Source organism: Bacteroides sp. UBA939 (assembly GCF_002293435.1).
Lineage (GTDB): Bacteria > Bacteroidota > Bacteroidia > Bacteroidales > Bacteroidaceae > Bacteroides.
The window spans coordinates 8,126-34,029 of sequence record NZ_DBDF01000177.1; the positions used below are offsets into that span (position 1 = coordinate 8,126).

Annotated in this window: 16 protein-coding genes; 5 read left to right on the plus strand and 11 right to left on the minus strand. The window is 43.2% G+C overall.

Features of this window, described 5'->3' with window-relative positions; genetic code table 11:
* Positions 1–225 precede the first annotated feature (225 nt).
* Positions 226–1,317, plus strand: coding sequence for a tryptophan--tRNA ligase (gene trpS, locus B2Z67_RS11315; RefSeq protein ID WP_291529936.1), 1,092 nt, complete (start codon positions 226–228; stop codon positions 1,315–1,317).
* 76 nt (positions 1,318–1,393) lie between these two features.
* Positions 1,394–3,139 (plus strand): ATP-dependent nuclease, encoded by a 1,746-nt coding sequence (locus tag B2Z67_RS11320; RefSeq protein WP_291529937.1) that lies wholly within the window; start codon positions 1,394–1,396, stop codon positions 3,137–3,139.
* On the opposite strand, the gene B2Z67_RS11325 is transcribed toward B2Z67_RS11320, so the two are convergent.
* Positions 3,107–4,300, minus strand: coding sequence for a glycoside hydrolase family 88 protein (locus B2Z67_RS11325; protein WP_414630809.1), 1,194 nt, complete (start codon positions 4,298–4,300; stop codon positions 3,107–3,109). The two genes, B2Z67_RS11320 and B2Z67_RS11325, sit on opposite strands and share 33 nt — an antisense overlap.
* Positions 4,301–4,634: 334 nt before the next feature.
* Here B2Z67_RS11325 and B2Z67_RS11330 point away from each other — a divergent pair, with 334 nt between their 5' ends.
* The 3 genes from B2Z67_RS11330 to B2Z67_RS11340 all read left to right on the plus strand — a co-directional run bounded on the left by B2Z67_RS11330 (position 4,635) and on the right by B2Z67_RS11340 (position 8,739).
* Positions 4,635–6,785, plus strand: a complete 2,151-nt coding sequence (locus tag B2Z67_RS11330; protein WP_291529939.1) for a polysaccharide lyase 8 family protein — start codon at positions 4,635–4,637, stop codon at positions 6,783–6,785.
* A gap of 171 nt (positions 6,786–6,956) precedes the next feature.
* On the plus strand, positions 6,957–7,982 hold the full coding sequence (locus tag B2Z67_RS11335) for a sensor histidine kinase (RefSeq protein WP_291529940.1): 1,026 nt from the start codon (positions 6,957–6,959) through the stop codon (positions 7,980–7,982).
* 1 nt (position 7,983) lies between these two features.
* Positions 7,984–8,739, plus strand: coding sequence for a LytR/AlgR family response regulator transcription factor (locus B2Z67_RS11340; RefSeq protein WP_291529941.1), 756 nt, complete (start codon positions 7,984–7,986; stop codon positions 8,737–8,739).
* Between the two features lie 14 nt (positions 8,740–8,753).
* Here the strand turns inward: B2Z67_RS11340 and mutL are convergent, their stop codons facing one another.
* The 10 genes from mutL to B2Z67_RS11390 all read right to left on the minus strand — a co-directional run bounded on the left by mutL (position 8,754) and on the right by B2Z67_RS11390 (position 25,680).
* Complete coding sequence (mutL, locus tag B2Z67_RS11345) at positions 8,754–10,589, minus strand: DNA mismatch repair endonuclease MutL (protein WP_291529942.1); 1,836 nt, start codon at positions 10,587–10,589, stop codon at positions 8,754–8,756.
* Positions 10,590–10,602: 13 nt separating this feature from the next.
* Complete coding sequence (locus tag B2Z67_RS11350; protein ID WP_291529943.1) at positions 10,603–10,893, minus strand: hypothetical protein; 291 nt, start codon at positions 10,891–10,893, stop codon at positions 10,603–10,605.
* Positions 10,894–10,898: 5 nt separating this feature from the next.
* A complete protein-coding gene (locus tag B2Z67_RS11355; RefSeq protein WP_291529944.1) occupies positions 10,899–12,563 on the minus strand; it encodes an OstA-like protein in 1,665 nt (554 codons plus the stop codon).
* Positions 12,564–12,587: 24 nt separating this feature from the next.
* A complete protein-coding gene (locus tag B2Z67_RS11360) occupies positions 12,588–13,955 on the minus strand; it encodes a peptidylprolyl isomerase (protein ID WP_291529945.1) in 1,368 nt (455 codons plus the stop codon).
* 15 nt (positions 13,956–13,970) lie between these two features.
* Positions 13,971–14,813 (minus strand): peptidyl-prolyl cis-trans isomerase, encoded by an 843-nt coding sequence (locus B2Z67_RS11365; protein WP_291529946.1) that lies wholly within the window; start codon positions 14,811–14,813, stop codon positions 13,971–13,973.
* 57 nt (positions 14,814–14,870) lie between these two features.
* Positions 14,871–16,370 carry a peptidylprolyl isomerase gene (locus tag B2Z67_RS11370; RefSeq protein ID WP_291529947.1) on the minus strand — a complete coding sequence of 500 codons (1,500 nt, stop codon included), beginning with the start codon at positions 16,368–16,370 and terminating at the stop codon, positions 14,871–14,873.
* A 134-nt stretch (positions 16,371–16,504) separates the two neighbouring features.
* A complete protein-coding gene (gene guaB, locus B2Z67_RS11375; RefSeq protein WP_291529948.1) occupies positions 16,505–17,980 on the minus strand; it encodes an IMP dehydrogenase in 1,476 nt (491 codons plus the stop codon).
* Positions 17,981–18,329: 349 nt separating this feature from the next.
* Positions 18,330–20,108, minus strand: a complete 1,779-nt coding sequence (locus B2Z67_RS11380; protein WP_291529949.1) for a RagB/SusD family nutrient uptake outer membrane protein — start codon at positions 20,106–20,108, stop codon at positions 18,330–18,332.
* Between the two features lie 10 nt (positions 20,109–20,118).
* Positions 20,119–23,181 (minus strand): SusC/RagA family TonB-linked outer membrane protein, encoded by a 3,063-nt coding sequence (locus tag B2Z67_RS11385; RefSeq protein ID WP_291529950.1) that lies wholly within the window; start codon positions 23,179–23,181, stop codon positions 20,119–20,121.
* 66 nt (positions 23,182–23,247) lie between these two features.
* Complete coding sequence (locus B2Z67_RS11390) at positions 23,248–25,680, minus strand: glycoside hydrolase family 2 TIM barrel-domain containing protein (RefSeq protein WP_291529951.1); 2,433 nt, start codon at positions 25,678–25,680, stop codon at positions 23,248–23,250.
* Between the last annotated feature and the right edge of the window lie 224 nt (positions 25,681–25,904).

Consider the following 25,904-nt stretch of genomic DNA (forward strand, 5'->3'; position numbering starts at 1 on the left):
CGTCGCAGAGAAAAAACGCTGTGTCTCTGTGTCTCTGTGTTTGAATCACCGCTAAATTCTCATTTATGACAAGACACTTATGAATAATGCAGGCTAAGACGAATTGTATGCACAGGGCATCGAAAGTGACGAAGAACCCGACTACCCCTTGAGGTTTCAATAAATATCGGTATCTTTGCGAGCACATCAAAATTTAAAGAATTAAAAACAAAGAAAATTATAGATATGGCTAATGAGAAGATTATCCTCACGGGCGACCGCCCAACAGGACGCCTGCACATCGGGCACTACGTAGGTTCGTTAAGAAGAAGAGTGGAGTTGCAGAACTCCGGCTTGTACAACAAGATATTTATTTTCATCGCCGACGCACAGGCACTGACCGACAATATGGAGAACCCGGAAAAAGTAAGGCAGAATGTCATTGAAGTAGCGTTGGATTATCTTGCCTGCGGTCTGGACCCGACGAAGTCCACCATCTTCATCCAATCGCAAATACCGGAACTCTGCGAACTGTCGTTCTACTACATGGATCTCGTAACCGTATCGCGCCTACAACGTAACCCGACCGTAAAGACTGAAATTCAGATGCGCAACTTTGAGGCAAGCATTCCGGTAGGTTTCTTTACATACCCCATCAGCCAGGCAGCAGATATCACAGCTTTCAAAGCCACAACCGTTCCCGTAGGCGAAGACCAGGAACCGATGATTGAACAGGCTCGCGAAATCGTTCGCCGCTTCAATTATATATATGGTGAGACGCTTGTTGAACCCGAAATCCTGTTGCCCGACAATGCCGCTTGCCTGCGTCTGCCGGGAACCGACGGTAAAGCAAAAATGAGCAAGTCTTTGGGCAACTGCATCTACCTTTCCGACACTGCCGAGGAAGTGGAAAAGAAGATCCGCGGCATGTACACCGACCCCGACCACTTGCGCGTGCAAGACCCGGGCAAAGTAGAGGGCAATCCCGTATTCACTTATCTGGATGCCTTCTCTCGTCCCGAACACTTCAGCCTCTACCTGCCCGAATATCCAAATCTGGATGAATTGAAAGCGCATTATATGCGTGGCGGATTGGGAGACGTAAAAGTGAAGCGATTCCTCAACGCCATTATGCAAGAAATGTTGGAACCGATACGCAACCGCCGCAAAGAGTTCGAGCAGGACATTCCCGGCATCTACGACATGTTGAAGAAAGGCTGCGAAACCGCCCGTGAAGCAGCCGCTGCCACGCTGGACGATGTGCGCAAAGCAATGAAGATAAACTACTTTGATGATGCGGAATTGATTGCAGAACAGGTGAAGCGGTTCAAGGGGTAAGCCAACAAGAAGCATCATTACATCAACAACGTCTCTTTTCGGCTGTCTTTATAACATCGCATTAAAATTGATTTATATGATTACAAATATCAAAATCGAAAATTTTAAGAAGTTGGAGTCTGTATCATTTCAACTTTCTTCTTCCGTTGTTATTATTGGTCCCAATAATTCAGGCAAATCAACCATATTCCAGGCCTTATGCCTATGGGAAATAGGAGTGAGAAAGTATGTTGCAGCTAAAGAGCAAGGCAAATTAAACAAGAGTAAGAGAATAATCCTCAATCGGAAAGATTTGCTCAACAGTCCGATAGAAGATGCTCAATTCTTGTGGACAGATGGAAAGACCACGCATAAAAAAAATGCTCCCGCAACACATATTATATTGGCTATTGAACTTGAAGGAGAAACGAATAACAAAAAATGGAAATGTCGTGCGGAGTTCTATTATTATAATACCGAATCATTCTCATGCGGCATAACCACCGGATTAGATGATATAATCGAACTCTATAACAACACCCAAGGCATTCATTTCGGATTCCTGCAACCCATGTCGGGCATTTCAACCTCCGAGGATAAATTAACACAAGGCTCTATTGACCGGAAAATGGGCGAAGGAAAAACAGCAGAGGTCTTACGTAATATCTGCTTTGAGATGCTCAATCCTGAAACGTCTAAAAGACATGAAGACGAAATACAGAACAATTGGAAACACCTTAGTGAAGTAATCAAATCAATGTTTGGTGTAACATTAGAAAAGCCACAATACATTAAGTCTACAGGATTAATTCAGCTAAGATATAAGGAAAACAATGTAACGTATGATATATCCTCAGGCGGAAGAGGTTTCCTGCAATCACTATTGCTGTTTAGTTATATGTATGTCAATCCCAATACGGTGTTGCTATTGGATGAACCGGATGCACATCTTGAGGTTATAAGACAGCGTGAAACTTTTCAGCGAATTAACGAAATAGCAGACCAAACGAACTCGCAAGTATTAATAGCTTCACATTCGGAAGTTGTATTAGACCAAGCTGCTGAGGCATCGAAAGTTATAGCCCTGATAGAACATAAAACTTATGAATTGAACACTTCTACGAAAAGTCAATCTCTGAGTTATATCAAGAAAGCACTTACAGATATCGGATGGGAGACATACTATTATTCCAGAGCCAAAGGACATATCCTGTTCTTAGAAGGTTCTACCGACTTAGATATGCTTCTTGCTTTTGCTAACAAGCTGAAACACAAAGTAGAACCTTTGCTAAGAACCGCACATATTCGCTATACCGCCAACAATCTGCCACATAAGGCCCTTAGCTATTTTGTGCCACTAAAAGAGATATTTCCTGAGCTAAAGGGGCTTGCTCTATTTGACAGGCTGGGAAAAAGTATTGATGCAAAATCTCCGCTGAAGATAATAAGCTGGGAAAGAAGGGAACTGGAAAATTATTTTGCTCGTCCGGTACTACTTGTCAAACATGCAAAGATGTTATCATACAAATACACTAACTATACATCCGAACAATTAAAAGATAAGATGAAACAAGCCATAGCCAATTACACGCCGCCTGCATATTTAAATGATTTAAATAATTCTTGGTGGGATGAGGCTAAGCTATCCGATGATTGGTTAGATCTTATCTTTCCCGAGTTTTATAAGCAACTGGGTATTCCTGCAGACTTCTTCAAAAGAGATTATTATCGGCTAATTAATCTAATGAAAGTCGAAGATATATCAGCGGAAATATCTGAAAAGTTAGATGCAATCTATGATATATTGGATTCACCGCGTGCACATACGTGCATATCTCATTAACGCTTCCAGATAATAATAATCCGCATATACCAAAGGAACATCAATCTCTTGGTTATGCGGAATACTGCCTGTGCTATGCATCAATATGAAATTGCAGTTCGTATCCGGTTCAGCCAGATAGGCAGGAGAAGAAAGAGAATGTAATATGTGCGTCGCCGCGGCAGTGTACTTTTTCCCATCCGTCACATAGTCCGCCAGTTCCAGAAAAGCAGAGGCAGCAATCGCAGCAGCCGAAGCATCGCAGGGTATGACTTTAAACTTCTGCGGGTCATAGTCCCAGTCTGGTATATATCCCGCTTGACCTGCATTAAAATCCCAATACGGTATTCCATCTTCCGGCAAGTTCGGATGACTCAGCCAGAAGTCTGCCGTACGGACAGCTATCTCCAGAAAATCCTTCCTAAGAGTCTCACGGTAAGCCATCGTATATCCGTAAATAGCCCATGCCTGTCCGCGCGCCCATGCGGAATTATCAGAAAACCCCTGGCAGGTAGCCCGATGCAGGACTTCTCCTGTTTCCTCATCATAATTAACTACGTGATAATTACTGTAATCTTCACGGAACTGATTCTTCGCCGTTGTTTCGGCATGGCGGTTAGCAATTTGGGCATAAATGGAATCTCCCGTCACTCTCGTGGCAAAATACAGTAGTTCCAGATTCATCATATTGTCAATAATAACCGGATAGAACCATTCATCCTTACCGTTCCAGGCTTTCCGGTAGTTCCATGATTCGATACTACCGGTTTTCTCATTAAAACGAGTACATAATGAGCGCGCCGACTCAACCAGTATTTCCTTATAGGCTTCAGCTCCTGTCAAACGGTATGCATTCCCGAAACTGCAATACATCAGGAAACCAATATCGTGATGATTGGTCAGTTTCTTCAAAGGTTCGAGCGCTTCTGTCCACTCCAAAGCGGCATCTTTCCAGTTCTCCCTACCTGTATATTCATATACATACCACAAACATCCGGGGAAGAATCCCTCCGTCCAGTCGTTTTTATGAGTTACCTTAAGCTTGCCATCCTTACCTATCGTACGGGGATAATCAGTTGGTTCGGGTATAGCTTTCAACTGATTCGACAGTTGCCGTTCAGCCCGTTCAAACCCACGCTTTACAATTTCTGTATCCCCTTCTCCGCTACATGCAACCAACATTAATACCGACATGTATAAAATGTAAGACACTTTCATTCCAAATGCTTTATATCCCTTTACTTCCTTTCCGCACTCCATATACGTTATAATCTATAATTAATACCTTTAATGTTTGATTCTCATACCTTATAATTTACCCGTGCAAAGCTATAGAAATCATTCAAATAAAACAAACATACTATTAAATTATAGTTCTCTCTGTTCTCAGGACACGCCTATATTGTCCGTTTTTGTAGCACAAATTGCGTAATCGTCTAAAAACAAGAAACACTAAGGCAGTAAGTTTTAAAAATTCCGGTATCTTTGCATAACTAAAATCAAAACACAAAAAGATATGAAAACCACAGCCCGACTTATAATATCAGTTATCATAGGAAGTCTGATATCAGCAAAAGCGCATACAGCTATCGCTGTCCCGAATACTGCGGACAATAGCAATGAATTTGAAGTCCTGATGCAGAAAATCAGGCTCGACTTCGCTAACAATCCTTCCATTGACGAAGATTTAAAAAGCTACAATGATACCGACGGCTCGTTTACTGACGTAGACTATAGCAGCATACAGCGTACCAATTGGCCGCCTATCGTACATATAGACCGGCTCTCCGCCTTTGCCTTCGCCTACACAAATCCTGAAAACAAATATTATAAGGATGAAGTACTGTTTGCTAAAATACAAAAGGGACTGGAGTATTGGCATGAACGTAATCCGTGGTGCCACAACTGGTGGTACAATCAAATTGCGGAACCTCAGCAGACTGGCATATTGCTGATACAAATGCGGGCAGGAGAAAAACACATCCCGGCAGAACTGGAAGAAAAGATACTGGAAAGAATAAAAAAAGACGGCGGACATCCTGCCAAATGGACAGGCGCCAACCGTACGGATATAGCCTTGCACTGGATATACCGTGCGTGCCTTTCCGAAGATGAAGCAGACTTGAGCACCGCACTTGAGAATGCATACAGTCCCATCGTATATACCACCAAAGAAGGGTTCCAGCACGACAACAGCTACTTTCAACATGGTACCCAACTCTATATCGGTGGTTACGGAGACGAAATCCTGAAAGGTGTCACTCAAATAGCCATGTACACCCGGGGAACCCGGTATGCAATTCCTTCAGACAAGCTGGCGTTACTGAGTAAATTCATGCGCGAAACTTATTATTCCACCATACGCGGACAATACATGTTGTTTGACGTACTCGGCAGAGGCGTAAGCCGTCCCGGCATTACCAACAAAGCGCATACAGCCTTATTCGCCAAACGCATGATTGAATTAGACCCGGCACACGCCAAAGAATATGAAGAAATCATCCTGCGCCTGAGTGGTAAACGAACCACCGACTATGCACTGTCGCCCAAACATACTCATTATTTCCGCGGAGACTATACCTTACATGTACGTCCTGCCTACACTTTTGATGTGCGCATGGTGTCTACGCGTACCAAACGTTGTGAGTACGGTAACGGAGAAAACCTGAAAACTTACTTCATGTCCGACGGATGCACCAATATAGTAAGTGATGGAAACGAATATGCCGATATTTTCCCTGTCTGGAACTGGACACGTATCCCCGGAGTGACAGCGCCACAAGTTGAGGAAATTCCTATGGCAACCAGTGATTGGCAGACGCCGGGTACTTCTACTTTCGCCGGAGGAGTATCCGACAGTCTTTATGGGGCATCTGCATATTCGTACACAGATACATACGCCGGTATCAATACAAGCGCACGGAAAGCATGGTTTTTCTTTGACGATGAGGTGGTTTGCTTAGGCGCCGGCATCCATTCCACTTCAGAATATCCGGTATATACTACCGTTAATCAATGCTTGGCCGCTTCATCCAAAGTCTTGCTATATCATAAAAAGAAACCAACCGAAATAACCCAGGGGAATTTCAACTACACTTCTCCCGAATGGATTCTTCATAATAAAACAGGCTATTTGTTTCCGGACGGCGGGAAAGTATTCGTAGCCAATCAGCAACAGACAGGAAGTTGGTACGACATCAACCACACTGCCCCCAAAGATAGTATACAAAAGGATATTTTCACTATATGTATCGACCACGGCATGAAACCGTCTGATGCAACTTATGCCTACATCATCATACCCGGCATGCAAACGGTTGACGGCATGAAACAGTATCAGCAGGAAAAGAATATTAAAATCCTGACCAACACAGAAAACCTTCAAGCAGTCAGCAATGAAAAAGCAGGTATTTTACAAATGATATTTTATCAATCCGGAGAATTTATATATAAGGATCTGACAATAAAAGCAGATAAAGCCTGCGCACTGATAGTCAAAATGACAAACCGGAATAAAATAAAGCTTCATATAGCAGACCCGGGACAAACAGAATCCAATATAACCTTAGAAATCCGGACACGGAAACAATCGAAAACAATCAATTGTGATTACCGGAACAGTGGCATCTATGCCGGACATACCAAGGTCTTTGATATCAGCCTATAATCCCATAGGGAGTTCTTTCTCACATCTTCCCTCGTCCCCGGATACCTTCTCCGGGGATATTATACGATTCAGCAACCTAAAATGACGACTCAGCGACTTTTATTTAATCCTGTAAAGTATAACAGCTTTCTTTGCAGTGAATAATTAGAATAATCATTAAATTTACATGAAATGGAAAAGAACAAAAGAATCATTGGCCTTATCGGAGCTGTAATCTTTAGTTATGGTTTTATCATGGTATTGAATTGGGTACATAACAGTGACCTATTCAACACAAACACTCTCGTACTGGGAACAACTACTCTCATTATTGTTTTACTGGTAAGTTCTCTTTTCAATAAAATACTCCAGAGAATTACAAATAGTCCGGTTGCACAAATAAGAAAGAAGATGAAGTCTTCACTGATAATCTTCACTCTCTCAACACTGGTAATTTCCTTTACCGCTTTCTTTTCAGGTCTGTACTTATTCTATAAAGTCGAAGGCTTGAATACCGATCACTTTATTCAGCGAATCTTTCAGAAAGAATTTGCCGGCTCCATCATTCATACCTCCATAGGAATCTTGACCGGTATTGCAATCTTCTTTTATACAATCTGGAAACAAGCGGTTAACCGCGAACTGCGATTGCGGGAAGAGAATCTGAAATACAAGTACATCAATCTTAAGACACAGGTTAATCCACATTTTCTTTTCAACAGTTTGAATACGCTATCCGAATTAGTCTACGAGGACCCGAAAAAGGCAGATAACTACATCCAACAACTAAGCGGAATTTACCGCTATATTCTGGAGCATGAAGAAACCGACTTGATTCCATTGGATGAAGAGGCCATATTCGTAAAGCAATACTTTGATTTACAAAAAGAACGGGCCGGTGATAAAGTACAGTTGAATATTAGCATCAATAATGCGGATAGATACAAAGTAATGCCTGTATCTTTACAGATATTAGTCGAGAATGCTTTGAAACACAATTCGTTTTCAGAAAACAATCCTTTGAAGATAAGTATCTGTAAGGAAGACATGTTTGTTGTTGTATCTAATAACATTCAGAGAAAAAATGTGTTAGATAATTCATACGGTACAGGCTTGTCTAATTTAAAGGAAAGGATTAAACTTGTTACAGGCATGGAAATGGTAGTGAACCATGATAATGATGTATTTACAGTAAAAATACCTATTGTTAGCGTTTAGAATGAAAGTATTAATAATAGAAGATGAACGTCCGGCTTCCCAAAAGCTGAAGCGTTTGCTGAAAGAAACCGATCCGGGAATAGAAGTAGTTGATATTCTCGGCTCGGTTGAGCAATCCGTCAATTGGTTTTTAGAAAACAGAAGTCCCGAATTGATATTTATGGATATTCAGCTTGAGGATGGACTATGTTTTGAAATCTTTGAGAAAATCCGAATAAAGACTCCCATCATCTTTACTACTGCTTACGACAGGTATGCTTTGAATGCTTTCAAGGTAAACTGTATTGACTACTTGTTGAAACCGGTTAACCCGTATGAGTTGAGAAATGCCATTGATAAGTTTGATGCAATACACAGAACGATACAGGATTACTCCAAATACGAATCTGTCATTCATCAGTTGCCTGCCCGGAACAAAGAACGTTTTCTAATAAAGATAGGTGAACACTACAAATCGGTTCCGACATCGGATATTTCCTGTTTTTATTCTCTTGAACGCTCGGTGTTTCTTTTCACTAACACCGGCAAAAGTTATCCTGTCGATTACTCATTAGACAGAATAGAGCAGTTGGTCGATTCGAAACTATTCTTTCGGGTTAACAGGAACTTTATAGTCAACTACTATGCTATTCAGGATATGATTGCATACTCGTCCAACAGAATAAAAATCATCCTTGCCAACTGGCGTGAGAAAGAAGAGATTATTGTAAGCAGAGAACGCGTATCCGATTTTTTAAAGGTCTGGATGGATAGATGATTTGCTCAGTCCTATCAACGTGAAAACAACTTTTCAATATCTTCTTCTTTGATGGTCGTCAGTACAATTTGTCCGTTCGGAGTATAATTCGGAGTAGGGCAAGTGAACAGGTTATCTACCAGATTATCCATTTCTTCATTACTCAACACCTGTCCGTAAACAATGGCTGCGGCGCGCGCCAATGTCAACGCCAGTATTGTCTGCACCTCCTCTTTTACGTCATTCCCCTTTTCCATAGCTGTATGTACCATATTACGCACCAATTCCACCGGGTTCAGGCCTTCAACTCCCGACGGAATACCATTGATTGCATAACTGCCGCCACCCAACGAAGTCAATTCAAATCCAACCGCCGTGAAATCGTCCATTATGCCTTCCAATACCGCCGCTTCCGAAGCCGGTAATTGTAGTATTTCAGGAAACAATACTCCCTGGGACACACCTTGCTTCCGGCGGATTTGACACATATAACGCTCGAACAATACCCGGATATGCGCACGATGCTGGTCTATTAACATCAAACCGGATTTTACGGAAGTCAATATATACCGTCCCTTAAACTGGAAATGCTGCGTTCCTTTCTCAACCGCAGGCGCATTGTATAACGTTACCGGTGGAGTTTCAGCTTCCGGGTTATATGTATGCGGTATATGCTCTTCAGGTGCACCGTACAATCCTTCCCAGTCAATCTTCGGACGGGAATAATCTCCACCGCCACCGCTATGTGAAGAAGTGGACGATGTCTTGAACGGATTGAAGTCTGAATTATAATGCACTTTCGGCGGCTCTATCGGACGGTTGTGGTCGAATGCCGGAATATCAGGCATACCTTCCGTATCAAAATCAATGGAGGGAACAGCATTAAACTTACCCAATGATTCTTTAACCGAAGCAGAAAGTATCTGCCAAATAGCCTGTTCGTTCTCAAACTTTATTTCTGTCTTGGTAGGGTGTATATTCACATCAATATTCGCGGGGTCTATCTCAAAATGAATGAAATAAGATACTTGTTCGCCCGTCGGTATCAACTGTTCATAAGCATCCATAACCGCTTTGTGGAAATATGGATGGCGCATATAACGACCGTTTACAAAGAAGTATTGATGGGCGCCTTTCTTACGGGCAGTCTCCGGCTTGGAGATAAAACCCGAGACTTTAACCATCGTGGTATCTACATCTACCGACAGTAGATGCTGGTTCATTTTCTTTCCGAAGATAGCCAGAATGCGCTGGCGCAATGACATGGCAGGCAGATTAAAAAGTTCCGCATCGTTGCTGTACAAGTAAAAGGCCACATCGGGATGAACCAGAGCAATGCGTTCAAATTCGGTAAGAATATTGCTGAGTTCCGTGGAATTGGATTTCAGGAACTTCCGGCGGGCGGGAATATTAAAGAATAAGTTCTTAATAGAAAAGTTACTTCCCTTAGCACAGGAAATCGCTTCCTGGGTTTCTACTTTAGAACCGGCTATAACGATACGCGTACCCAACTCTTCATCAGCCATGCGCGTTTTCAATTCCACCTCCGCTACCGCCGCAATAGATGCCAACGCTTCACCACGGAAACCCATCGTACGCAGGGCAAACAAATCAGAGGCTTCTTTTATCTTGGAAGTGGCATGACGCTCAAAGGCAAGGCGCGCATCTGTTTCAGACATGCCTTTCCCATCATCAATTACTTGTATGCAAGTCTTTCCCGCATCAGTTACCAATACATGTATTTCTTGTGCTTCGGCATCAATCGCATTTTCCACCAACTCCTTAATTACGGATGCGGGACGTTGAATTACCTCCCCGGCTGCAATCTGGTTGGCAACCGAGTCGGGCAACAAGTGGATAATATCACTCATAATAAATAAAGACTCAGATTATTCCGTTACTTATGGCATACCACAGATAGATCAGTATGGCGATAACAACCAGCATCACCCCCAAATGCACCGGTTTACGCCCACTCTCCTTACGACGTTTCAAATGGGTGGTTCCTTCGATGAATTTTCCCCGAATGTCTTCAGGCGAAAATTCTTTTTCGGGCAACATTCCCAATTCGCGCTTGGCGCTTTCTTCCATCTTTGCCAACTTTTCTTTTCGCTCGTCTACATAGATGTAACGGTGATTAAAGCCGCGCGGCTTTTTCATAGTGAACATTCCCATAGCGCTTATCTATTTCTTTTAATATTCATATTCCTTGGCGAAACTACAGGCTTGCGGTCTGACTTCTGCAACTGTTCTCCCTGTCTTTTACCACGCCACTCAAATATATCTTCTTTACTCAGGGGACGAATATAGTCGAACCAGACAAAGGAGGGTAGTTTGTATTTTTCCGCCGGTATCTGATCCATAGGATACATTGTAGCGGTAGCCCTTTCTATAAAAAGACCTTTATCCATACGGCGGTCTTTCAGATACAGACGCAAAAAGCTGCCTTCAGCATTGTTTAACCCGATCATTGTGCTATCTTTCCCGTCAATCGGATAAAAGATTACCAACACACTACCGTTCACATCTACTTGCCGCATATCTCTGTCTATGAAAAATGCTTTCATCTCCTTTCCGCTTACCTGATTGTAATGAATGGAGTCTTTTTGTTCTACGGCTAAAGCCTGGTTGATGATATGAGCCCAGTCAATAGTACTGTCGTTCATGTAGACAACAATCTTTTCACCCAACAATTGTTGCGAACCATGCCACAATACAGGATCGGTGTACATTGTCATACAAGAATCTTTAGAGCTATACACCAAAGAATCACAAACCGCCTGAACATCCGTACGGTAAGCGCGGACTTTATGATAAACACGCATTTCGCGATACATGGAGTCTGTATTCATATTATAGGTAAGCAGTCGCAACGTATCACCATGCATAAACAGGCTATCACCTTGCGAGTAATCGATGGCAACAGCACGCTGGGTAGCAACAGCGCTTCCGGTCAACTCATTATAGAAACAGTAATCACCGGTAAGCATATTTTTATTTACCGTATCATTCATCTGTACATTATCGAAAGCTTCACCATATCCCTGGACGCGGTCATAAAAGAGGCTGTCGCCTGTCAGCTTCTTACCGTCATTGGTCAGCACGGAACGATCCAGAAGTTCTGCCTGCTCTGTTGTAGTGTTATAAATACCCCGCTCTGAGTAGATGTGATTCTCATCGCTCACAATATCCGAAGGACCTAAAATCGTAGCTATCTTGCTTTCAGTACTATACCTCAAGGTATCCGAAGTCAAGACAAACTGTGGATTAACCAACTTCACGTCATAATTGAATACGGATAATTTGGTTGCCGGACTATATTCTCCCCACTCGGAAGTCAGCACATTATCTTCGTCGGTCAAAGTGCCGCCTTCGAAGTAATAACCCAGGTTGTACAAGCGGTCATAATTTAGACTGTCCGTTGTCAAGACGGTATTCCGGTTAATCATCCGCACGTTACCGCGAAGCATAGCCAGTTGCGACATACCATCATAATAAAGATAATCACCATAGATAAAAAGTGTATCACCTTGTTCCATGCGCACATTGTCAAAGGCTTCCACCGAATTCGTTTTCTCGTAAATCAACGCGCTGTCGCAATACATATACATACTGTCGTGGCGCAGTTTCACCGAGCCGATAAGTACCTGCACACCTGGACGCTGTAGTTTGTCAGCCTGCGCCTCGTCGGCATAAAGCAGGTCGACCCGTGTCTTCTTCTTAGGCTCTTCCTGAGTAGTCTTATCCTGAGCACTCAGCAAACAGATACCAAACAGGCATAGAATACCTGTAAAAAGGAATCTATGCCTGTTTAAAAAACTATTTTTTGTCTTTTTCTTCTGCATACAGAAATCTGTGTATCACCCCGATCAGTCTTTAATCCAACCCGGATACTTGAATGTACAGTTCTTCCAATTATCGTTGATGCGTACGTACGTATGTTTCTGCTTTTCGCGGATCCATTTCTCCAATACTTCATCGCGGCGTCTCTCCAACACGATCTCTTTCAGGTTTTGATAGTCATCGGCAATTGTAGCTTTATGACCGTTGACACGGCTTTTCAATTTTACAATCACACACTCTTCCTTACCGGTTTTTTGCGGTATCATGGTAAATGCCTCGGAGATTTCGCCTACCTTCATTTTGTCTACAACCTTAGCGATTTCGGGAGGAAGCTCCTGCATCTCAAATTTAGACGTATTATTATAGGGATTAGGTAACAAACCATGATTGTTACGTGTATCCTTATCTTGAGAAAGTATTGCGGCTGCTTCCTCAAAGGTGAACTTACCGGCGCGGATATCATCAGCGATAGAATCCAAACGGGCATTAGCATTCAACAAGGCTTCTTCCGGGATATGAGGCTTCAACAAGATATGGCGAGCCTTGATACGGTCGCCGCGCTTTTCCATCAATTGAATGATGTGAAAACCGAATTCGGATTCAACAATCTTAGAGATCTTAGTCGGGTCTTGCAGGTTAAACGCTACATTGGCAAATGCAGGGTCTAACTGTCCACGACCATAAAAAGGCATCTCACCGCCGTTCAAAGCAGAACCGCGGTCTTCGGAATAAAGACGCGCTAAGGTCGAGAAACTGGTTTCGCCCTTATTTATGCGATCTGTATATTCACGCAGACGTCTTTTAACATCTTCGATTTCGTCCAAAGGCACCTTGGGTTGTTGCGTCATGATTTGCACTTCCACCATAGTAGGGACATAAGGAATACTGTCCTGCGGCAAGTCTCTGAAGTAACGGCGAACTTCTGCCGGAGTCACTTTTATTTCACCCACCAGCTTTCGCTGCATACCCTGTACTTTCAATCCTTCACGTGCATTATCGCGCAGGGTTTCACGAATCTGGCTGGAGGTCTTTTTGAAGTACTCTTCCACCTTCTCATGCGAACCGATATTGGCGACATACATATTCATCATTTGGTCCACACGCTGAATTACTTCATTTTCAGAAACTTCAATACTGTCAAGGGCTGCCTGATGTAAAAACAGTTTCTGTACGGCAATTTCTTCCGGGATTACGCAATAAGGGTCGCGGTCAAACTTGCGCCCTTCATACGCGGCACTCATACGCGCTTCCTCCACTTCAGACTTCAATATAGCCTCGTCGCCTACTACCCAAACGACTTCATCAATTACATTGTCTTGTCCGTAAACGGTAGACCCGGCTAACAGCGCCAAGGCACATAAAACAACAAATTTAAAGTTCATAAACTTTCTCATTTTGTGTATCTAATACTAATTATATTTAATCTCATTTCTCTTTACCGCTCCCTGATATAAGTCGTCTTTCACCTGTTTCATAAATTCAGCCTGTTTCAGGTTCAGCATCATGTCCTTCACTTTAGTACGGGCAAATTCATAAGGTTCTTCTTCGCCAACCGAACGAAAATCGCTCACATTCAGGAAATAATGGAATGCGGTATCTTCCAACTCGATATGACGATTCCGGTTCACATATTCTTCTATATCAGTTCTTTTCAAAGGTATCAAATCCAATATATCCGCCACAGGTATCCATTTGTTATAAAAATACTCATACTTCACGGCATTTTGCGGACTATACTTTTCCAGATGTTCCACCGCATCCTGCGTATTCGTTTTGTACCAACGGCGCACATTGTTAAGTCCGGGTGCCGTAAGGGGCACTTTTATAAATAAACCTTGCATCAGCGGACGCTCCAGTTTAAAGAGTTCTTTATTATTCTCGTAGTATTCCACCAACTCTTTCTCTGATATTTCATTTGAAAGTCTCTGGTGAATCAACGCTTGTTGATACGTATGCATAATCAACGCCTTACGGTAATTCTCTACAAGTTTATCAATTTCCCCATCATTGGGGATATTACTTTTCGCCTTTTCATACAACAAGACTTCATCTACCCAGTTGCGAATATAATGTTCAGCGAACAGCAAGCTATCATCTTTAGATAACCTTGAGGAGAGTGCGGACTGTAAATCTTCACGGTAAAGGAAATTGCCATGTAACTCCACCAACGGTGTCTTACCTTTATGATCCTGTTGCTTGCTACAAGCCACACAGAAAAGGATGTATAGAAGTCCCTGGAAGATTATTCGCATTACCGATTGATATTTACTTTATTATAAGCTACGAAGATAGCGGTTTAATCGGTTGCATCAGTGATTATTAACAGTTTTTAAAACCTCTTGGTTTATTTCAATCTTAGCAGCAGCACGCAATTGTGCCACCCAATGTGCTTCCAAGTAGTTTTGATAATCTTTCATCAGCAATCCACGCACTTCCTGATAGGTTTCAGGGCCTTTCACTTTTTCACCCAGATAAGTGACGAAAGGAAATGATGCCATAGGTTCAGCGCGACCCTGCTTGAAGATTTTTTCATCTACGTATGCATTATCTCCTATGGCAAATAAACCTTGCTCCGCTTTTACTTGTCCTTGAGAATTAAACATCAACCTGATAGCACCCTGCCATTCCTCTTCCGGCAGAGATTTCAAGAATTTACGCACTTGCTTACCTATCCGCTTTGTGGCGGTATGCAACACGATTCCTTTATAGCGAGGTATTTCCCAATGGTAATCCGAACGATGTTTTTTAAAATATGCATCTAATCCGGCTTCATCTGAAGATACGCGTTCCCAGATTTCCCGGTTACTGATTTCAAACAATAACATGCCATCCCGATACTCTTGCATGAGCAAACGGAAGTCCGGATGCTTTTGTTCCAAACGTCCGTATTCGTAATCGAGCACTGACTTCATGATAAATCCGTCCAATTGCCGTTGCATTCCTGCAGGATGTGCAGCGGCAAAATGAGCAAACATGTCTCCCGTGTACTCTTTTCCATCAAGGACAAACAGTCGTTTATGCGTACCCCCTTTTAAAAGCAGTTCATTCACTCCGGTCTTGTCCGGTGTATATTGGTATTCTTTTTTCAACTTATCAACCAGTACTTCTATTTCTTGATTAGTTTGACTTTCAAACGGAAGAGTTTCTTTTCGTTCAAGTACCTTAACAATATGTATTCCTTGCGGAGTGAAGAACGGACGGGATATTTCTCCGGGAGCCAATTTGAATACTACATCTTCAAATTCGGCAGGCATCTGTAACCAACTCACCCAGAAAGGTTTCTTTTCATCCGAAAAGTTACGCACACAGGTTTCAAAATCTGCCAGTCCTTGCTGTAACGCCAAATAAATGGAGTCCATACGGGATTCCACATTTAGTAACGTGCTGCCGGTAACGGTTTGAGGAAGATATTTGAAGACATGGCTTACTCGTACGTGTCCGAAACGGTGATTAGCCTTCACTTTCTCATACGCTTGCCGGGCCGGCAGTTCCACAACCACTTCATCTGTCAGATAAGATTCTGCCAACTGCCTGCGATATCCTTCGAGTTCTTCACGAAAAGAACGGGTGGTATCTATCCCGGCAGCTTCGGCAACAGCAACTTTCAACTTAAAGTTTACAAACAGATCCATATATTCGGCTAATGTTTTCTGTTCTACTCCTGTAAGTGCATTGTTTTTATTATAAATATATTCAAACTCCGAACGAAGTATGCCTTTCCCATTAATACGCATCAACACAGGGTCTTGTTGCGCAAGAACCGCTTGCCCAATGAAAAGGAGAATAATTATCAATCCACTTCTTATCATAACCATTATATTTAGAAAAGAACACAACTATAACGGTGAAACACATTATATATTATGCGGATAAGCATTATAAAAAAACCCTGCCATAGTAATTATAGCAGGGCTTTTTCATAAACTCTATATCGTGTTAACTCCTATTCCGGACGACTGTAATTCGGAGCCTCGCTTGTGATAGCCACATCGTGAGGGTGGCTCTCCAACACACCGGCATTCGTAATACGAGTAAACTTAGCATCATGCAACTGATTTATATTAGCAGCACCACAATATCCCATACCTGAACGCAACCCACCTACCAATTGGAAAATCACTTCATACAAAGTACCCTTATAAGGTACGCGGGCAGCAATACCTTCAGGCACCAGTTTCTTCACATCACTGGTTCCACTCTGGAAGTAACGGTCTTTCGAGCCATTTTCCATAGCCTCTAATGACCCCATACCACGATAAGATTTAAACTTACGTCCGTTGAAGATAATCGTATCACCCGGAGATTCTTCCGTTCCGGCTACCAACGAACCAATCATCACACTATAACCACCGGCTGCCAAAGCTTTTACCACATCACCCGAATAGCGCAGGCCACCGTCAGCAATCAAAGGAATATCCGTACCTTTTAAAGCCTTGGCCACATCATATACGGCAGACAACTGAGGTACTCCTACTCCGGCTACAACACGGGTAGTACAAATGGACCCCGGGCCAATACCTACCTTTACACCGTCCGCACCGGCTTCTACCAATGCCTTAGCCGCTTCTCCGGTAGCAATATTACCCACTACAATATCAATGCCCGGGAACCGTTTCTTGGCTTCTTTCAATTTTTCTATTACATACTTGGAATGCCCATGAGCCGTGTCGATAATAATGGCATCGGCACCTGCATCTACCAATGCTTGCATGCGGTCAAGCGTATCGTTTGTTACTCCTACTCCGGCTGCTACGCGCAAACGGCCTTTGGAGTCCTTGCAAGCCATCGGTTTATCCTTAGCTTTCGTTATATCTTTATAAGTAATCAACCCAACGAGCTTGCCGTCCTTATCTACTACCGGTAGCTTCTCAATTCTATGCTTCTGCAAAATCTGAGAAACAGCTTCCATATCCGTAGTAGGGTTGGTAGTGATGATATTTTCTTTTGTCATTACCTCATCAATACGTTTATTCGCATCTTTCTCGAAACGAAGGTCGCGATTGGTAACAATTCCCACCAAATACTTTTCATCATCAACTACGGGAATGCCGCCGATTCTATATTCGGCCATCAACGCCAATGCATCTCCTACGGTAGAACCTCTTTTGATAGTCACCGGATCGTAAATCATACCATTCTCGGCACGTTTCACAATAGCAACCTGACGCGCTTGTTCCTCGATGGACATATTCTTATGAATAACTCCGATACCTCCTTCACGTGCAATGGCAATAGCCATTTTGGCTTCGGTAACCGTGTCCATGGCGGCAGTTACAAATGGAATCTTCAACTCAATATTTCTTGAAAACTTTGTCGAGAGTTCGACAGCGAGCGGCAGTACTTCAGAATAAGCGGGGATTAACAATACATCATCATAAGTCAATCCATCCATTACAATCTTATCAGCAATAAATGACATAGGGCTATGCGTTTAAAAATTATTGCGTGCAAATATACAGCTTTTCTCGCTTACCCACACTATGATATGCATAAAAAGCTTATATTGGTTCACTTTTTTTAAACCGTACCTCCCAAAAACTCTTTTTCCTTTCCTAACCTGAATAATTCATGCTTCAGGAGTTAGCCTGTATTATTCATAAGTAGCTGTTCATAATTAGTTTATACTATCATTTTTTAGACGCAGATAACGCGGATGAGACGGATCTCTTTTTATTTTCCGGGTGGGATAACGTAGCGCAGCATTTNNATGATAGTATAAACTAATTATGAACAGCTACTTACTTCCTCAAATGAACAGCAAAGGAAGATTAATAATCCGGATTCTGTATCAACAAATCATTCTTCTGTATCTCATCCAAAAGGATAGGCAGGAAATAAGATTTGTCCTTCCATTCCCGCTCTTGTACTTCTTTAATTGAATAAACCTGCTTGCCGCCTCCATAAGGATAACGAATATCTATTCCCTGCGCATTCTTTATCACATCGGAAGCAATCATCCACCTGCGGATGTCAAAGTAACGATGCTGTTCGTAGGCCAGTTCAATCTTCCGCTCATTACGATAACGCTCTACCAGCGCCACACCCGTTTCTCCCACAGGGATATCCGGCATTCCGGCTCTGGTGCGAATCTTATTGACATATTTCACAGCTTCTTCTTCATCTCCCAATTCAAGGCAAGCCTCAGCATAGTTTAGCAACACTTCGGCATATCTGATTTGGCGGAAGGGATAGTTTTGGCGGTCGTACTGATGATTAACAGCCGGATCAATAAACTTACGCATATAATATCCTGTGTATGTCCCGTTCCAGTCTTCTATCGGGCCTTGGCGGGTATCCAAACCCGGATTATAAGAACCATTTGCATTCTCATAGAAGCCCGTCTGCACAATTCCCTCTGGATCAGAACCAATCACATCATCAGGACGCTGCCTCCATTCCGCTCCATCATAAAGCACACAGGCGTAGAAACGTGGGTCTCTGTTCTTATAAGGCTCCGCCCTATGTTCCAGGTTATCCCAATTGAACTTGCTACCATCAATCATTTCATAAGAATCTACCATCTGTCCTGTAGGTACATTGCCACCCCAGCCGTGAAAACCGTTGGGAGAGTTAAACAAACCAAGGCTCGGACATTGAAAATCTCCGTTGTTGCTATTTATAATATCATAGTATGTCAGCATAATATCTTCATCATTCCCATTATTTAAGAAGAGGTTGACATAGTTATTGGTAGCTTCTTCTGCTGTTGAAAACCCATCTTCGCCATACAGATGATAGATATTAAGATCCATTACATCCTTTGCCGCTTTCCGGGCTGCTTCCCAGCGATTTTGTCGGTCACCATCCACATAGCTCACCAACTCCGGACTATTATAATCGGAAGCCCATGCCGCCCGGGAATTATACAGATCACTTGCCGCATAAAGTAGCACCCTTGACTTCAACGCTAATGCTGCACCTTTGGTGGCATGTGCCTTGTCACCGCTCAGAGGCAGCAAACCAGCGGCAGCATCCAGTTCCTTAACAATATAATCAACCGTTTCTTTCAACGTATTTCTCGTCACCAGCAACTCATCCGAAGGAGAATAAGACTTGTCTATAAGTGGCACACCGCCCCAGAAACTCATCAGCCAATAGTAGAAATAACCACGCAAGTAATGCACCTCTCCCCGCAACTGGTCTATGTCATCCCCTTGCAACTGGTACTTCTCCACATTTTCAAAGAAGATATTGCATGCGCGGATATTCTTATACAGCCTGTCCCATGTGACGTTATTGAAAGCATAAATCCAGAACCCGGGTCCCAAGATACCCAGATAACTCGGGTTAATCTCACTCTTCACAACAGGCTGACTCTCCCAAGACCATACTTCCATTGCTTCATCACAAAGGGAAGAAAACATCACCGTATGGAAGCCATAATACTGCCCCTGATAGATGTTGTTAACAAACGAAGTCACCAACGCCTTGTCTGTCCAGACTGCAGCATCCGAGTAGCGATCCAACGGATCTACATTGAGGAAATCATCATTACATGCTGTGAATATCAGCATCACCAGCATAGCGATTATCTTAAACTGTTTCATAACATTTCAATTAAAAGGTTACATTTACTCCAAAATTCAACACTTTGTTCAGCGGGTGGTTGTAGCCGGAACCACTCGTATTCTCAGGATCGTAGTCCTTCATGTCGGGACTAAACGTCAGCAGATTATAAGCATTGACGTACACACGTACTCTCTCAATACCGGCTTGCTTGGTAAGAACTTTGGGCACGGTGTAGCCCAATTCTATGTTCTTCAGGCGGACATAGTCCGTCTTGTGCAGCCAGAATGTATTAGGCTGGTTCACCCAGTATTCATTACTTCGATTGTAGGTACGCGGGAAATCGGCTGTGGGATTATCTTCTGTCCAGCGGTTATCATAGAAACTCTTCAGGAAGTTTCCAAAGTCGCCCGATTCCGTGCTTTGCTGGAATACCCCGCCAAATGCGCCCTGAAACAATACGGAGAAGTCGAAATCCTTATAGGTAAGATCAACGTTCAAGCCGCCTGTAAAGGTGGGAGTCTTGGTCTTGTCATTCCTCACACGGTCGTTGCCGTCAATAACTTTATCACCATTGACATCCCTGAAAATAATATCCCCGGGGCGAGCGCCTGCCCAGTGCGGATAGGATTCTACGTGAGTTTCATCCTTAAAGATGCCGATGGCCTCATAATAAAGTCCGGCATCAATAGGCATTCCTGTAGACTTCTGATAGCTGGGGGCACCCGGAGCTTCATCCCAAAAGAGGATTTTGTTCTTGGCATACACCCCGTTCAAGCCCATGCCCAGAGAGAAGTCTTTGAAACGTTTGCGATAATCAATACTGAAATCAACACCCTGGTTCTTCACCTTTCCAAGGTTTTCATCGGATAAGGTAAGACCCGAAGTATTGGGAACAGAAGCATTCCGCTTCCAAAGGATGTCTTTTCGTTTATTGTAGAAGTAATCGACGGTCACAGCCAAGTCGCCATTCAGGAACTGCAAGTCCAAACCTATGTTTTGTTGGGTAGCTGTTTCCCAAGTTACATTAACGTTGGGAGCTACGCTTTCCATCAGAGACTGATTGGCAGTTACACCACCATTTGTGAGGTACATCAAATTGTTGAAGGTATAGGAAGCAAGGTATTGATACGGAACGATCATATCGTTACCCGTCTTTCCCCAAGAAGCACGGACTTTGGCAAAGTGAACGAAAGGCAGCGCTTTCTTAAAGAAGTTCTCTTCGGAGATGATGTAACCTAATGAAACACCCGGGAAGAAACCGAACTGGTTGGAATGATCGAAAATATATGACCCTTGGTACCTCCATACAAATTCAGCCAGATACTTGGACTTATAGCTGTAATTCACACGACCGAAGTAATTGAGGCGCGCCTCTTTATACCCCTTGCCAGTATTGTTTATTTCGTCTTGTCCACCGGCAAACAACTCATCAATGGCAGTGGAGATAAAGTATCTGCGGAATGCCTCAAAGGAGTCTCCGTTACTGGTGATTCTTTCCACACCGGCCAGTACATTCACGGAGTGGCTCTCAGCGAAAGTACGGCTATAGTTTATTATACCGCTGAGCAAGATATTCTGGTTGTCTTCCATAGACTCCCGGAGACGGGGATCGCTGAAACCTTTTTTACCTTCTACCAGGAGGGGATTATTATTTTCGTCCATGGATGTCCCATCCCATGAATACAGGCTCCAGGGGGTCTGCCATATTTTACGGAAACGGAAGTTCTTATCTAAGGAGGCTGTGGCTTTAAGGGTGAGTCCTTCTATGTAAGGAACATTGATGTTCACACCAAAATCCCCATTTAGAATGTAGCGTTTGTCGCGTTCGTAACCTGTGGCGTCAGTGGCAATCACTACCGGGTTGTCTCCGAACTCAATGTCAGGTCCCGGAAGACCGTTGGGCCAGTAAGCGGGCATATTGGGCTTGGATCTCATCAACATTCTGAAAATATTCTCAGCTGAACGGGTGGGATATTTACGATCTTCCATACGTCCGGTGAGGTTCATGAAGAGGTTTATATATTTATTAAGTTGCAGATCCAGATTAGACTTCAGGTCGTACTGGTTGTACTTGGTTCCACTGTTGCGGTAGAAGCCATCCTGGGTTTTGGCAGATACACTGACGAAGTAGGTGACATTGTCCGTACCTCCGTCAATGGTAGCATTGGCATAGGTCTGGGGAGACCAAGGCTTCAAGGTTTCTTCGAACCAGTCAGTGTTGGGATACGACCAGGGGTCGGAGCCATCGCGGTATTTCTGAATGTCTTCCTGAGTATAGCGTTCGTTATTACCTGCATATTTATCAATCTCATTCAGCAAGGTGGCATACTCGGAAGCATTCGCCATTTTGGGAATGACGGTAGAACGGGATATACCGTAATTATAGGAAAGGTTCACAGTGGGGCTACCTTTTTTACCCCGCTTGGTGGTAATGATAATTACGCCATTGGCTGCCTGCGCACCATAGATGGCAGCCGAAGCATCTTTCATAACAGACATTGTTTCGATAGTGCTGGGGTCGATACGTTCCAGTGAACGACCCGGAACGCCATCCACAACAATTAGCGGATCGGCTTTGCCGAAAGTATTGATACCACGGATTCTGATGGTAGCACCATCGTAACCGGGTTCTGCCGTATTAGAGATGGCAACCACGCCGGGCAAGCGTCCGGCAAGACCTTGGCTTACATTAGCCACAGGGGTGTTTGCCAGTTTTTCGCCACCGATGCTGGTTACGGAGCCGGACAAAGTAGCTTTCTTTTGGACGCCATAGCCTACGATTATTACTTCATCCAGCACTTCAGTATCTTCTTTAAGAAACACGTTCAAAGTTTTTCTTCCATCAAGAGGGATTTCCTGCACCAAGTATCCTACATAAGAGATGCGTAGCGTGGCGCCTTCGGGTACAGAAATGGAGAAATTGCCATCTATATCGGTCACCGTACCGTTAGACGTACTACCTGCTTCCAAAATAGAAACTCCGACCAGCGCTTCTTTCGTTTTTTCATCCAATACTTTTCCTTTGACAGGTTGATTCTGAGCCCACAGCAAATCCGGACTCATAAAGGCAACAACGACAAACAAAAGGAAATTCAGACATTTGTTTTTCATAATAATATATTTTAAATTAAACATAGGTATATGTGTGGTTTAAAGAGTCCGATAACGCTGTTTCTATCAGTCAACACTTATCAGAATAGAAGCATCCTTTAGCCCTTCGGCAGAAACCCTTACCCGGATTTCACCTTTTTCTTCATTGGGTTGCACAATAGCAATAGCTCTTCCACGGAATGTATTAGGCGTAAGCGAACGGAAACTCTTCATGTCATCATAAGCGGCATTTCCACCGGCAATCACAGTACCTTTACCGGAACATTCAATTTTAACGGGTAAGGAAGTATCAGGAACCAGATTCCCATCCTTATCCACCAATTCTATTTTCACATAAGAGAGATCGTTCTTGGAAGTCTTGATTTTACTCCGGTCGGCAGTCAAACGAATGGCAACAGGCTCGCCGGCAGTCTTCAGAATGAATTCTTCCTTACCTTTTGAATTCACAGCTTTCAGAGTTCCCGGTTCATAAGGAACTTCAAATGTAGCCGTATAGTTCTCTTTGTCGGTCTCTTTCTCACCTATCAGTTGTTCGTTCAGGTAGAGCTTTACTTTTGGAGAACGGCTGTATACGTTGACCTTCATGGTTTGCCCTTCAAATCCTTTCCAATTCCAGCTTACGAGTTCGTTAGGCCAGCCCCAGCCGTTCACTACTTCTTTTTTATCACTGGGAATAGGAGCATGTACGGCCATCGTCACCGGACGTTCCCTCCAAAGTACATCACGATAATAAGACTGAGGTTTCTTGTCACCGCAAAGGTCAATATCACCACACCAAGCATTATACCAGGGCCAACCCATGAATTGAGAGTTCCGCTCACCTTCACCCAAGTACAAGGCATGAGCCAGTCCGGCTTCGCCCAGATAATCAATAGACGTCCAGACAAAATCGCCTATTATATAAGGATGCTTTTCTACAAGATTCCAATTCTGAGCGGCCTCTTTCGGGAAAGACTCACTGCCGTAAATAACGCGTTGCGGGTATGCGGCATGGTCACTTTCATATTTGTACCACAGATAATTGTAGCCTGCCACATCCAGGTTTTTGAATACTCTGTAGGAGTCTTTATCCCAGGAAAAGTGACGTCTGTCCCAAAAGTCATTTGAACCGATAGTGGTGAAACGAGATGTATCGTACTTACGGATTGTATTAACCAATCTTCTGGAAATCAAATCTCCTTCAGGTTCGTCGGCACGCTGTTCCACCTCATTCCCGATGCTCCACATAATGATTGAAGGATGGTTACGGTCGCGACAGACAGATGCCGCCAAGTCTCTGTCGCTCCATTCATCAAAGTACTGATGGTAATCTTGTCCACACTTCGCCTTTTGCCACTGGTCGAATGTTTCGTGAATTACCAGCATACCCAGTTTGTCGCATGTATTGAGGAAGTGTTCAGACACCTGGTTATGAGAGCATCTAATGGCATTGTAACCATTGGCTTTCATAAGTTCTACTTTCCGTTCTTCGGCGCGGTCTATGGCAGCAGCGCCCAGCAGTCCATTATCGTGGTGCACACAACCTCCTTTAAGCTCCATAGGTTTACCGTTCAATAGAAAACCTTTTTCGGCAGAAAAGGAAATGGTGCGGATACCGAAAGGAACAGATATCCGGTCATATTCCTTTTCACCCGAAGAAAGGGATACCTGCGCTGTGTAAAGTACCGGTGTATCTACCGACCATAATTCAGGCTCTTTGACTGAGAAAGATGTTGCCACCGAAGTTCCCTCAGAGAGTTCTACATCCTGCGAAGTTGAAAACACTTCGTTTCCGGTAGGCGAATATATTTTAATACCTATTTTTCCTGATTTGTTTTGCAGCCCTTCATTATGTATAACAGTAGAGAATTTTATTACAGCATTCTTTTTCTGCAGTTCAGAAGCATCAACGAAAGTATCCCATTTATCCAGATAGAGTTTATCGGTTTTTATCAGCCACACGTGTCGGAAGATACCTGAGCCGGCATACCAACGACTGTTGCGTCCGGCATTCACCACCTTCATGGCAATCGTATTCGGAATGCCGGGAGCGTTCAGGTAAGGAGTAATATTTACCTTATAAGATGTATAACCATAGGCATTAAAGTTAGCCTTTTTGCCATTTATCCAAAGCTCGGATTGATTGTATACCCCTTCAAAATAGAGAATAATGCGTTTGCCGGCATCACTTCCGGAAAGCGTAAGTTCCTTTCTGTACCAACCTTCACCGCCTACGGTCTGCCCTGTATCAATAGATCCTTCGCTCATACGGGAGAAAGGGCCAACTGTGACATCCGCCTTTTGAAAAGGCAATGGTTCTACACTCCAGTCGTGAGGGAGGTCGAGAACTCTCCAACGACTGTCATTATACTCCGGTTGTTCGGCATTGGCTACAATGCCTAAATGGAATTTCCAGTTTTTATCGAAAAGAGTTTTCCTGTCAGATGCATAAAGAAGAGCATCCGGTAATAATGTGAATAGTATCACACAACATAGAAGTAATTTGCTTGCTGTCCTCATAATTTGATTAAAGTTTAATTATTCGGGGCAAAGCAAATCATATTACACTGAAAGAAAGGGATAGAAACAGGTTATCAAGGGTATAAAATCCTCTCATGACATGAATAATCCCCCTAATGAAAGGATCTTATACCTTCCTATTTATGTAAGTAGCTGTTCATAATTAGTTTATACTATGAATGATAATATAGCGAAACGGAATCTCAATCAGGTTGCTGCGCAAT

Excerpts from the sequence above, each read along its gene's own strand:
- mutL (WP_291529942.1), bottom strand. The coding sequence starts at position 10,589 with ATGAGTGATATTATCCACTTGTTGCCCGACTCGGTTGCCAACCAGATT.
- B2Z67_RS11380 (WP_291529949.1), bottom strand. The coding sequence starts at position 20,108 with ATGAAACAGTTTAAGATAATCGCTATGCTGGTGATGCTGATATTCACA.
- B2Z67_RS11390 (WP_291529951.1), bottom strand. The coding sequence starts at position 25,680 with ATGAGGACAGCAAGCAAATTACTTCTATGTTGTGTGATACTATTCACA.
- B2Z67_RS11370 (WP_291529947.1), bottom strand. The coding sequence starts at position 16,370 with ATGATAAGAAGTGGATTGATAATTATTCTCCTTTTCATTGGGCAAGCG.
- B2Z67_RS11360 (WP_291529945.1), bottom strand. The coding sequence starts at position 13,955 with ATGAGAAAGTTTATGAACTTTAAATTTGTTGTTTTATGTGCCTTGGCG.
- guaB (WP_291529948.1), bottom strand. The coding sequence starts at position 17,980 with ATGTCATTTATTGCTGATAAGATTGTAATGGATGGATTGACTTATGAT.
- B2Z67_RS11385 (WP_291529950.1), bottom strand. The coding sequence starts at position 23,181 with ATGAAAAACAAATGTCTGAATTTCCTTTTGTTTGTCGTTGTTGCCTTT.
- B2Z67_RS11330 (WP_291529939.1), top strand. The coding sequence starts at position 4,635 with ATGAAAACCACAGCCCGACTTATAATATCAGTTATCATAGGAAGTCTG.
- B2Z67_RS11365 (WP_291529946.1), bottom strand. The coding sequence starts at position 14,813 with ATGCGAATAATCTTCCAGGGACTTCTATACATCCTTTTCTGTGTGGCT.
- B2Z67_RS11350 (WP_291529943.1), bottom strand. The coding sequence starts at position 10,893 with ATGGGAATGTTCACTATGAAAAAGCCGCGCGGCTTTAATCACCGTTAC.
- B2Z67_RS11320 (WP_291529937.1), top strand. The coding sequence starts at position 1,394 with ATGATTACAAATATCAAAATCGAAAATTTTAAGAAGTTGGAGTCTGTA.
- B2Z67_RS11325 (WP_414630809.1), bottom strand. The coding sequence starts at position 4,300 with ATGTTGGTTGCATGTAGCGGAGAAGGGGATACAGAAATTGTAAAGCGT.
- B2Z67_RS11335 (WP_291529940.1), top strand. The coding sequence starts at position 6,957 with ATGGAAAAGAACAAAAGAATCATTGGCCTTATCGGAGCTGTAATCTTT.
- B2Z67_RS11355 (WP_291529944.1), bottom strand. The coding sequence starts at position 12,563 with ATGCAGAAGAAAAAGACAAAAAATAGTTTTTTAAACAGGCATAGATTC.
- B2Z67_RS11340 (WP_291529941.1), top strand. The coding sequence starts at position 7,984 with ATGAAAGTATTAATAATAGAAGATGAACGTCCGGCTTCCCAAAAGCTG.
- trpS (WP_291529936.1), top strand. The coding sequence starts at position 226 with ATGGCTAATGAGAAGATTATCCTCACGGGCGACCGCCCAACAGGACGC.